General features: G+C 73.7%; 3 protein-coding genes. All 3 read right to left on the minus strand.

Annotated features, from left to right (window positions below):
• Nucleotides 1-434 precede the first annotated feature (434 nt).
• The 3 genes from AXW62_RS23815 to AXW62_RS23825 all read right to left on the minus strand — a co-directional run bounded on the left by AXW62_RS23815 (nt 435) and on the right by AXW62_RS23825 (nt 4,912).
• On the minus strand, nt 435-1,478 hold the full coding sequence (locus AXW62_RS23815) for a hypothetical protein (protein ID WP_060946302.1): 1,044 nt from the start codon (nt 1,476-1,478) through the stop codon (nt 435-437).
• A gap of 204 nt (nt 1,479-1,682) precedes the next feature.
• Entirely contained in the window at nt 1,683-3,479 is a 1,797-nt protein-coding gene (locus tag AXW62_RS23820; RefSeq protein WP_060946303.1) for a BCCT family transporter, read from the minus strand.
• A 110-nt stretch (nt 3,480-3,589) separates the two neighbouring features.
• Nucleotides 3,590-4,912 carry a M14 family metallopeptidase gene (locus AXW62_RS23825; RefSeq protein WP_079115762.1) on the minus strand — a complete coding sequence of 441 codons (1,323 nt, stop codon included), beginning with the start codon at nt 4,910-4,912 and terminating at the stop codon, nt 3,590-3,592.
• Between the last annotated feature and the right edge of the window lie 296 nt (nt 4,913-5,208).

Here is a 5,208-nt window from a genome sequence, read left to right on the forward strand (position 1 = left end):
GAGCAGGCGGGGCAGGGGGTGGAGGGCTCGGCGCCATCGCCGGGCCCGGGTCCGTGGAAGCGGGGCCGGGCGGCGGCTTCCGACCTCCGGGGCAGGGTCCATCCGGACTGCGGGCCGGTGGGGCGGGCCTCCCTCCCGGTACCCCCCTGAAAAACGCTTGATATGACGCAACTAATGTGTCAAACGTTTGCCAGGGGTACCCCACCACCCCCGAAGTCCGGAGCCGCCTTCACCGGCCCGGCGGCCGGCGGCCGCCGCCACGGTGGCGGGGCCGGACGCGGGCGCGCCGGGCCGACGCCCCTCTCCCAGGGCAGACACCCCGCTCACCACCGGGCGGATGCGAAGGCCGCCACGGCGGACCGGGCCGCGTGGCTCGCGGTTGCCGCGGTACGGCGTGAGGCGTCCAGTGGGAACGTCCCGCACCGTCCCCGCCCCTACCGGGCCACGGGCGCGACCAGGACCGCCTCGCTGGTGTGCGCCGTCAGGAAGGACCGGCCGCGGACGGCCCGGGTCTCCAGGGGGATGCGGTGGGTGCCCGGGGCCAGGACGGTGTCGAAGAGGGCGCGCGTACGGGGCCGGGACAGGCGGTCGAGGCGGTGGGCCACCAGTCGCACCCGGCAGGCGGACGCGACCTCGACCTCCGCCTCGGCGCCTCCCGCCACCGCCGTCAGCCGCAGCAGGCGGCGGTGGCGGTCAGGGGTGCGGTCCAGGGCCTGTTCGACCTGGGCGACGAGCAGGGGGACGATCGGGGCGAGCACGGTGACGCACACCGCCTCGGAGCGGGCCGCCGCGAGGGCGCCCAGGACCGCGTCGCGCTTGTCCGGGCCGATCGTCCGGCCGAACACCACCGCACCGTATTTGCGCAGCTCGTCCGCGTGGGCGTGCACCGCGTCCAGGGTGATCTCGGCGCTGATGCCGATCCGGCGCAGCGCGGCGGCGAGCCTGGCGAGGAGGGCGGCGCGCGGCCCGATGAGCAGCGCCCTCGGACCGGCCGGAAGCTCGGGCGCGGGTGCGCCGTCGGCGGGCAGCAGCCGCTCCAGCGCGGCCCGGTACTCCTCGCCGCGGAAGCGGTAGGGGCCGATGTCGTGGTAGCCGTCGCGCTCGGCGTCCGGGGTGCGGCCGGTCTGCCGGCCGAAGTCGCGCCAGACGACGTCCGGACCGTCCCGTTCGATGACGGCGGTGACGGCCCCGCACGCGAGCCCCGCACACTCCGGACAGCCGTAGATGACGCGTCGGCTCCCCTCCAGCGGCGTCTCCGCCTCCGGCAGCAGCGTCCGGACCTGCTCGGCGAAGTCGGAGGGCCCGAGGTCGAGGGCGAGCGGCGAGACCGCGTCGAGGTCGGCGAGGCGCACCAGCAGAGGGCTGCCGTCCACCGCGAAGTCCAGGAAGTCGCGGTGGGCCTGGTACGCGCCATCGGCCAGCACACCGCCCGCGCGCATCGCCGGCACCAGCCCGAAGGTCACGTACTGGGAGGTCATGTCCCGAGTATTCCCGGTTCGGGGCGGTATGAGGGGGAAACGGCGGTGCGCCGGGCGGCCCGGGGCGCCCCTTCCGCCGTGGAGACGTGCCCCGCCCGGCTCCCCCGGCACACCGGGACACCGGCACACCGGGACGCCGGGCGGGCGCCGCCCGGACCGAGGGGTCCGGGCGGCGGGACGACGGCGGGGCCCCTGCCGGGGCGGCTAACGGGCCTCGGCCACGGGGGCGCGGTGCCCCGGCCCGGCCGCGCCGTCCTCGTTTTCCGACGGGGTGTCGGAGGCGGCGGGGGGTTCGGAGGCGGACGGGCTCGCCGGGCCGATACGGATCTCGAACTCGCCGTCGTACCTCTCGTGGCCGGCGATGACCGCCATCTCGACGGCCTCCTCGCCCTTCTCGCCCCGGACGATCAGCGGGTCCCGGCGCAGATCCTTCAGCAGCGCCCAGCACAGCCCCACCATCACCAGGGTGAAGGGGGCCGCCACGAGGATCGTCAGATTCTGCAGGCCGGTGAGGGCATCGCCGCCGCCACCGCCGATCAGCAGCATCACGGCCGCCACCGCGCCCGTGACCACGCCCCAGAAGACGACGACGAACCGGGTCGGCTCGAAGGCGCCCTTCTGCGAGAGCGTGCCCATCACGATGGACGCCGCGTCGGCGCCGGACACGAAGAAGATGCCGACGAGGATCATCACCAGCACGCTCATCACACCGGCGACCGGGTACTGGTCCAGCACCCCGAACAGCTGCCCCTCGGGGGTGGATTCCTCCCCCAGCCGACCCGCGGCCTGGAGCTTCATGGACGAACCGCCGAAGATGGCGAACCAGATCAGGCTGACGGTGCTGGGGACCAGGATCACACCGCCCACGAACTGCCGGATGGTACGGCCGCGGCTGATCCGGGCGATGAACATGCCCACGAACGGCGTCCAGGAGATCCACCAGGCCCAGTAGAAGACCGTCCAGCTGCTCAGCCAGTCCGCGACCGACGCGCCGCCGGTGGCCTCGGTGCGGCCCACCAGCTGCGGCAGATCACCGAGGTAGGAGCCGATCGAGGTCGGCAGCAGATCGAGGATGATGATGGTCGGGCCGGCCACGAACACGAAGACCGCGAGGAACAGCGCCAGCACCATGTTGATGTTGGACAGCCACTGGATGCCCTTGGCGACACCCGACACGGCGGAGGCGATGAAGGCGGCCGTCAGGACGGCGATGACGGCGACCAGCAGCCCCGTGCCCACATCGCTCTTCCAGCCCAGCACCTCCACACCGCTGCCGATCTGGAGCGCGCCGAGGCCGAGCGAGGCGGCGGAGCCGAAGAGCGTGGCGAAGATGGCCAGGATGTCGATGACCCGGCCGCCCCAGCCATTGGCGTTCTTCGAGCCGATGAGCGGGGTGAAGACCGCGCTGATCGTCTGCCGTCGGCCGCGCCGGAAGGTGCTGTACGCGATGGCCAGGCCGACCACCGCGTAGATGGCCCAGGGGTGCAGCGTCCAATGGAAGAGCGTGGTGGACATCGCGGTCTGCATCTTCTCGGCCGCGGTGCCGGGGTGGGTCCCGGGCGGCGGGTCCACGAAATGGGCCAGCGGCTCGCTGACGCCGTAGAACATCAGACCGATGCCCATGCCCGCGCTGAACATCATCGCGACCCATGAGACGGTGCGGAACTCGGGCTCCTCGCCCTCCTTTCCGAGCGTGATCTTGCCGTATCGGCTCATCGCCAGCCAGAGCGCGAAGATCACAAAGCCCGAGGCAGCCAGGACGAAGGCCCATCCGCCGTTGTGGATGAGCCCGGAGAGCATGCTGTCGGAGACGCTCTCCAGGGTGTCGGTGGCGACGGCCCCCCAGACGACGAAGGCCAGCGTGAGCGCGGCGGAGACGCCGAAGACCACGCGGTCCGTCCGGGGGGTCCGATGGGGCCCGGCGGGGTGGGGTCCGGGAAGATCTACGAGGACCGGGGGAACGCCGCTGACGTCCCCCGAGTTCGTTCCTGTCTGCGGCACGCAAAAAACCTTTCACTGGGTTTAGCTGATGGGTTTTCGGCTACCCAGGACGTGGTGACGCATGCCGGTCGGTACCGGGCCGGTCATGTGGCCTGCCCGCAGCGCCCGGATCAGCAGGTGTCCACCGGCTGACCTGCGGCGATGTGATACGTGGCACGGCCGTCCAGCAGCAGCGGCACCAGCGCGCGGGCCGACTGGCGCAGCGGTACGAGGACGCCTTCGCCGCCCCGGAGCGGACGTACCCGCACTCCGTGCAGGGCGAGTTCGTCCCGCACCGCGCGGTACCGCGCGGCGTCCAGCCGGTAGCCGCACGGCGGGTCCCGCAACACGGCGTCCTCCTCCGGCGGTTCGTTGTCCGCGCCCCCGAGGTGGATCGGGCCCCGGTCCGCGTATCCGGCCCGCCGCGCCGCCGTCGTGGCCGCCTCGATCCGGCCGCGCCGCTCGGCGATGAAGTCGAACGCGCCCTCCAGCCCCGCCCGTTGGGCGTCCACCCGGCGGCGGTTGTTGACGGCCGGGTCGGCCTTCTCGGCGTCGGTGAGCGGATCGACCCGGGTCTCGGCCAGCAGCCCGATGGCGTTCTTGACCCCCACGGTGTTCCGCAGGATCCGCTCCTGGCCGTCGCCCGCGACCTGTTTGACCGGCTCCCCGGTCCCGGGGTCGGTCCAGATGCCGTAGACACCGGTGGTGTGGCCCGCCGCCTCGGCACTCGGACGCATATAGGAGTCCGACAGCGTCCGCGCCTCCTGGTGCACCCGGTCCGGGGTGTTGAGATTGCGCGGCCACAGCGCCAGCAGGTCCTTCACGTAGTACGGGGCGGTCGCCCCGTACTCGTGCAGGTCGTAGACGGTGTCCGGGCGCCAGTCGCGGATGACGCCCGCCATCGCGCGGGACTCGGCGGTGGTGAGCGCGATGTGGTCGCGGTTGATGTCCACGCCGTCGGAGTTGCCGCGGGTGTCGGCGGCGCGGCCGTCGGGGTTGGCGGTCGGGACGACGAGGACCTGGGTGCGCTCCAGGAAGCGCCGTGTGCGCCGGTCCTCGGCGTAGCCGAGGTCGCGGACGGTGGACAGACACGCCTCGCGGCCGGAGGGCTCGTCGCCGTGCTGGGAGCAGATCAGCAACAGGACGTTGCCCCGCGCGGCTTCGGCCGGATCGGCGGGTGCGCCCGGTGCGCCGATCCGCACCAGCCGCAGCGGCCGCCCCTGCGCGGTGGTGCCGATCCGGTCGACGGCGACGCGCGGGGCGGCCTTGTCGACGGCCGCGAGGAAGTCCGCCTCCTCGTCCTGGGTGGTCCACCGGGCGCCATGGCTGATCTCGAACCCCGTCCGCGGCGGACGCTGCTCGGCCCGCGCGGGCGTGCCGAGGAACGACCCGGTCAGCAGCGCGCCGATGGCGCCGCAGGCGGCGCCGCGGATGAGGGGTGACCGCGAGAACACGTGGGACCTCCTTGGGGTGGCGGAGCACGGACGGGGGGCGGGGCGGCAGGGTGCGCTGGTCCGGGTCAGCGGCCGGTCGGTGGCGGGCGGTCGGTGACGGGTGGTCAGTGACGGGCTGGTCAGTAGCGGGTGGGCTCGGACGGCAGCGGGGTCCGGTGGTGCGGGGCCCGTACGCCCTTCAGCGGCGAGGTGGCCACCGTGCGCGTGGGGGCGGCCGCGGCCTTCGGGGCGCCGCCGACCAGCGGCAGGCGGGCCGAGGTGCGGGGCAGGTCCAGGGTCAGCCGCGGGGGGGGGGG

This window comes from Streptomyces hygroscopicus subsp. hygroscopicus (assembly GCF_001553455.1).
In the GTDB taxonomy this organism is placed as follows: Bacteria; Actinomycetota; Actinomycetes; order Streptomycetales; family Streptomycetaceae; genus Streptomyces; species Streptomyces hygroscopicus.